At 71.2% G+C, this 4,840-nt stretch carries 5 protein-coding genes and 1 pseudogene; 1 reads left to right on the top strand and 5 read right to left on the bottom strand.

Annotated features, from left to right (window positions below; genetic code table 11):
- From V7793_RS33285 to V7793_RS33270, 4 genes and pseudogenes are all read right to left on the bottom strand, one after another.
- Nucleotides 1-394 (bottom strand): annotated as a pseudogene (locus V7793_RS33285) (hypothetical protein); the annotation flags it as partial.
- A gap of 84 nt (nucleotides 395-478) precedes the next feature.
- Nucleotides 479-1,489, bottom strand: a complete 1,011-nt coding sequence (locus V7793_RS33280) for an ABC transporter substrate-binding protein (protein WP_443058046.1) — start codon at nucleotides 1,487-1,489, stop codon at nucleotides 479-481.
- Between the two features lie 88 nt (nucleotides 1,490-1,577).
- Nucleotides 1,578-2,261: an ABC transporter permease gene (locus tag V7793_RS33275; RefSeq protein ID WP_336013435.1), complete on the bottom strand. Its 684-nt coding sequence runs from the start codon at nucleotides 2,259-2,261 to the stop codon at nucleotides 1,578-1,580.
- Nucleotides 2,261-3,019, bottom strand: coding sequence for an ABC transporter permease (locus V7793_RS33270; protein WP_336013434.1), 759 nt, complete (start codon nucleotides 3,017-3,019; stop codon nucleotides 2,261-2,263). Before V7793_RS33270 ends, V7793_RS33275 begins: the two co-directional genes overlap by 1 nt.
- A gap of 136 nt (nucleotides 3,020-3,155) precedes the next feature.
- Between V7793_RS33270 and V7793_RS33265 the strand changes: the two genes are divergently transcribed.
- A complete protein-coding gene (locus V7793_RS33265) occupies nucleotides 3,156-4,322 on the top strand; it encodes an ABC transporter ATP-binding protein (RefSeq protein ID WP_336013433.1) in 1,167 nt (388 codons plus the stop codon).
- Between the two features lie 274 nt (nucleotides 4,323-4,596).
- On the opposite strand, the gene V7793_RS33260 is transcribed toward V7793_RS33265, so the two are convergent.
- A partial coding sequence (locus V7793_RS33260; RefSeq protein WP_336013432.1) for a DUF3180 family protein occupies nucleotides 4,597-4,840 on the bottom strand: 244 nt, incomplete at its 5' end.

The following is a 4,840-nucleotide window of genomic DNA, read 5'->3' as shown; positions in this document are numbered from 1 at the left end:
CGGCGTAGCGGCGCAGCAGGTCGGCGTGCTCGGTACGGAGACGGGCCAGCTCGGCGCGCTTGCCGCGCAGCTTGGACTCCACCCGGGCCTTGGCCGCCCTGGTGTCCTCCAGGTCCGTCTCCAGCTCGGCTATGCGCTCCTCGGTCTTCCACTCGTCCCGTGTGCGGGCGGCGGTGAGCTGGGCGACCCGCCGTCCGGCGGAGCGGTCCCAGCGGCGCATCAGCACGGCACCGACCACCGCGGCGGCGGCCGCCGCCGCGGCGAGGCCCCGGATGACGACCGTTTCACCTACCACCCAGGCACCGGCGGCGCAGGCGACGGATGTCGCGGCGACCGCCGATGGGGGAAGAAGCCTGTGCAGGGATGGCGAATGGCGGTGGCGTCCTCGTGGCATGGCCTGAAACTTACCGTGCGTCGCCTTCGGAGTGTGACTCCACCACGAAACTCTTCCCTTGATCTTACTTGTCCCCTACACCTCTCACTTCGTCAGCAGCCCCTTCTCCTTGAGGTACTGCGCGGCGACATCCGCGGGCTTGAGCCGCCGCGCATCAACCTTCTTGTTGAGTTCCGTGAGATCTTCCGTGGTCAGCACCCTGGTGAGCTTCGCGAGAGCATCGGCGACCTTCTGCGAACCGGCCTTCTCCGCATTCACCACGGGCAGCACGTTGTCGGAGTTCTGGAGCTTCTTGTCGTCCTTGAGCAGGACCAGTCCGAACTGTTCGAGCGTGGCGTCCGTCGTGGTGGTCAGGAGCAGTTGCGCCTTGCCGTCCTTGACCGCCTGCTTGGCCTGGACGCTGCCCACCTCCAGCGGGGTGATGCCGGAGACCTTGATGCCGTACGTCTTCTCCAGGCCGGGCTGGCAGAAGGGCCGCTGGGGGCATTCGTCACCGGCCGCGAGCTTGACCTCCTGACCCGACTTTCCAAGATCGGAAAGCGTCTTGAGCTGGTGTTTCTCCGCGAACTCCGCCGTCACCGCGAAGGCGTTCTGATCGACCGCGCGGCCCGGGTCGAGCACCTTCAGTCCACGCGGCTCCGCGAGTTTCCGCAGGGCCTTCACCGTGGCGTCCGCGTCGGCCGACGCGACGGCGGGAGCGTCCTTGCCGTTCTGCTTCTTGTTCAGGAATTCGGCGAGCGTCGCCGCATACTCCGGGACGACGTCGATCCGCCCCTTCTCCAGCTCCGGTTCATAGAGCTCGCGGGCCTCGGCCGTCCTGATCACCGGGGAATATCCGGCGTCCTTCAGCAGGCCCGCGTATATCTCGGCGAGCACCTTGGACTCCGTGAACCCCGCCGAACCGATGACGAGGGAACCCCCGCCCGGCTTCGCCGACCCGCCGCCCCCTCCCCCGGACTTCTCCAGGCTGTCGCCCCCGCACGCGGCGAGGCCCGCCGTCAGGGCGGTGACACCGGCCACCGCCAGCAGGGCGCGGGAGGTCCGCGCCCGGCGCGGGGTGCTGCTCGCGGACCCGGCAGAAGACGCAGAAAACACAGAAAACATGGAAAACACGGAGAAATCCGCCCTTCGGTTCCGGCGCCCGGCTCTCCGGCCGCCGTCGCTTCGATGACCGGCGCCGCACCTACCCCGGCACCGGCCCCGTACGCCGGCGCACCGGATCCAGCAGCCGCTCGGCCACCACCAGCACGCCCTCGACGAGCAGGGCGAGCACCGCCACCAGCAGCGCGCCCGCCACCACTTGGGCGGTGTCGGTGAGCCGGAAGCCGGCCGTGATGATGCGGCCGAGGCCGCCGCCGCCGGGCAGCGCCGCGAGGGTGGTCGTCGCCACGACCTGGACGGCGGCGGTCCGCACGCCGGTCACGATCAGCGGGAAGGCCAGGGGCAGCTCGACGCGCGCGATCAGCTGACGGCCCGTCATCCCCATGCCGCGGGCCGCCTCGACCACGTCGCGATCCACCTCGCGCATGCCGACGTAGGCGTTGGTCAGCAGCGGGGGTATCGCGAAGAGCACCAGGGCGATGACGGTGGGCCAGGAGCCGTGCGTGCCCAGCGGGCTGAGCAGCAACAGCACCAGCACGGCGAAAGTGGGCACCGCACGGCCCGCGTTGGAGAGGTTCACCGCGAGGGCGCCGCCCTTGCCCAGATGGCCCAGCAGCACCGCCACCGGAAGTGCTATCGCGCAGGAGAGGGCCAGGCACACGACCGTCAGGAAGAGGTGCTCACCGAGCCGGTGCCACACGCCGTCGGTGCCCGACCAGTGTGCGCCGGTGGCCAGCCACGCCCACGTACGCTCGACGACCCCCATCAGAGCGCTCCCTCGACGACCGCCGGCCTGCCGGCGGCCTTCCCGCCCCCGGGACCGGACTTCGCCTTCCCCGCCGCCTTCCCTGCCCTCTTCCCCGCTCTCGTCCACGGCGTGAGCAGCCGCTGGACCAGCAGCAGGAGCAGATCGGCCGCGACGGCCAGGGCCACGCAGAGCACCGAAGCGGTGAGCACCTGCGCCTTGAAGTAGCTGTGCATCCCGTCGTAGACGAGATTGCCCAGACCGCCGTAGTGGAGGATCGCACCGACGGTCGTGAGCGAGATCGTGGAGACCGTGGTGATCCGCAGACCCGCCATCAGGGCCGGGAGGGCCAGGGGCAGTTCCACCCCGAAGAGCAGGCGCAGCGGGCCGTAGCCCATGCCGCGGGCCGCCTCCCGCGTCTCCTCCGGAACCGCGGCGAGCCCGGCGAGGATGTTGCGCACGAGGATCGTGAGCGAATACAGCACGAGGCCCGTGATCACGACGGCCGGTGACAACCCGAAGAACGGCACCAGGAGCGAGAACATCGCCAGCGACGGCACCGTGTACAGCACGGTGGTCAGGCCGAGGACCGGGCCCGCCACCGCGCGCCATCTGCGGGCCAGCAGCGCCAGCGGGAAGGCCACGAGGAGCCCGATCGCGACCGAGGCGAGCGTGATGCCGATGTGCTGGAGCGTGGCGTCCGTCAACTCCTCGCTCCGCGTGCGCAGATACTCGCCGCAGATCCAGTCATTGCTGATCAGGCAGTCCTGACCGGCCATGCGCTCCCACCTCCCCCAGGCCGTCGACCGTCGGTTTGCCGGTTACCAGCGACCCTAACCCGGGGCACTGACATTCGAGCCGGCCGCCACACAACGGCAACAATGTCCGCAGGGAGTACGGCCAGAATGGGGAACCATGATCCGCTTCGAACACGTCACCAAGCGCTACGCCGACGGCACGACCGCCGTGGACGACCTGTCCTTCGAAGTGGCGGAGGGTGAGCTGATCACGCTCGTGGGGCCGTCCGGCTGCGGCAAGACCACCACGATGAAGATGGTCAACCGGCTCATCGAGCCCACGTCGGGACGGATCCTCCTCGACGGCGACGACATCGCCGGCGTCGACCCCGTCGAACTGCGGCGCCGCATCGGCTACGTCATCCAGCAGGTCGGGCTCTTCCCCCACAAGACCGTGCTGGAGAACACCGCGACCGTCCCCCACCTGCTGGGCTGGCAGCGGAAGAAGGCCCGGGAGCGGGCCGCCGAGCTCCTCGACCTCGTCGGCCTCGACCCGGCCGTCCACGGCACCCGCTACCCCCACCAGCTCTCCGGCGGGCAGCGGCAGCGGGTCGGCGTCGCGCGGGCGCTCGCCGCGGACCCGCCCGTGCTGCTCATGGACGAGCCGTTCGGGGCGGTCGACCCGGTGGTGCGGGAGCGGCTCCAGAGTGAGTTCCTGCGGCTGCAGTCGCAGGTCCGCAAGACCGTCCTGTTCGTCACGCACGACATCGAGGAGGCCGTCCGGCTCGGCGACCGCATCGCCGTCTACGGACACGGCCGCATCGAACAGTTCGACGCCCCGGCGACGGTGCTGGGGGCGCCCGCCACGCCCTACGTCGCCGACTTCGTCGGCGCCGACCGGGGCCTGAAGCGGCTCTCGGTCACCCCGATCGAAGCGGGTGACCTCGAACAGCCGCCGGTCGTCCACCTCGACGACACCGTGGCCGCCGCCGGCGCCGCACTGGCCGTGGACGACGCCCGGTGGGCCGTCGTCCTGGACGACGCCGACCGGCTGCACGGCTGGATCTCGGCCGAAGCGCTCGCAGGAGGCGGGGGCACGGTGCGGGAACGGGCGCGCCGCATGGACGCCTGGCTCCCGGTGGGAGCCTCCCTCAAGCAGGCCTTCAGCACGATGCTCCAGCACGACGCGGGCTGGATCGCCGTCCTCGACGGCGCCGAGGCGGACCGCTTCGTGGGCGTCCTGACCCCGGCCCGGCTGCACGAGGCGCTGCGCCGCTCGATCGACGCCGACGCGAGGGGCGCTGCGCGCAGCGAGGTGGATCTGGAGAGCATCCCCGGGGCGTAGCCCGGGATGCTCTCGGCCCGGCCCAGGGCCCAGGCGGGGGGCGGGGCAGTCCTGCCCACTTCCCTCCGCCGCAACAGCGATCAGCCACCGCGGCGATACCCGGCGGTGCCGAGCCCACCCGAGGCCCGTACGGCACCGCCGGAATCCACCGTCGTGGTCACGCGCCATCGCGGCGAGCCAAGCGTGCGGGCACTGCGGCACGTGGGGTGCACGCGGGGCGCCGCACAGCCTATGCGGCACCGCCGCCGCGGGTTCGAAGGGTGCTGCGCACCCTTTACCCCCGGGCCGTGCCCGGGCCGCCCGGGCCCTCGTCTTCGTCCTCGGGGAGTTTGCAGACGCGTTCCAGGAAGAACGCCGCGGCGATCACGGCCACGCCCGCGACGACCGACGCGCCCGCGTAGATCACCTGCTCGCGGCGGATCGCGACGTCCAGGCCGTCGAGGCCGAGGAAGACGCCGACGCCGCCGTACATGCCGGCGACGAGCGCCGCGACCAGCGCGCTGGCCTGGCCGAAGACG

This window comes from Streptomyces sp. KLMMK (assembly GCF_036961605.1).
Lineage (GTDB): Bacteria > Actinomycetota > Actinomycetes > Streptomycetales > Streptomycetaceae > Streptomyces > Streptomyces telluris.
This window is presented reverse-complemented; position numbering and strand designations above follow the sequence as displayed.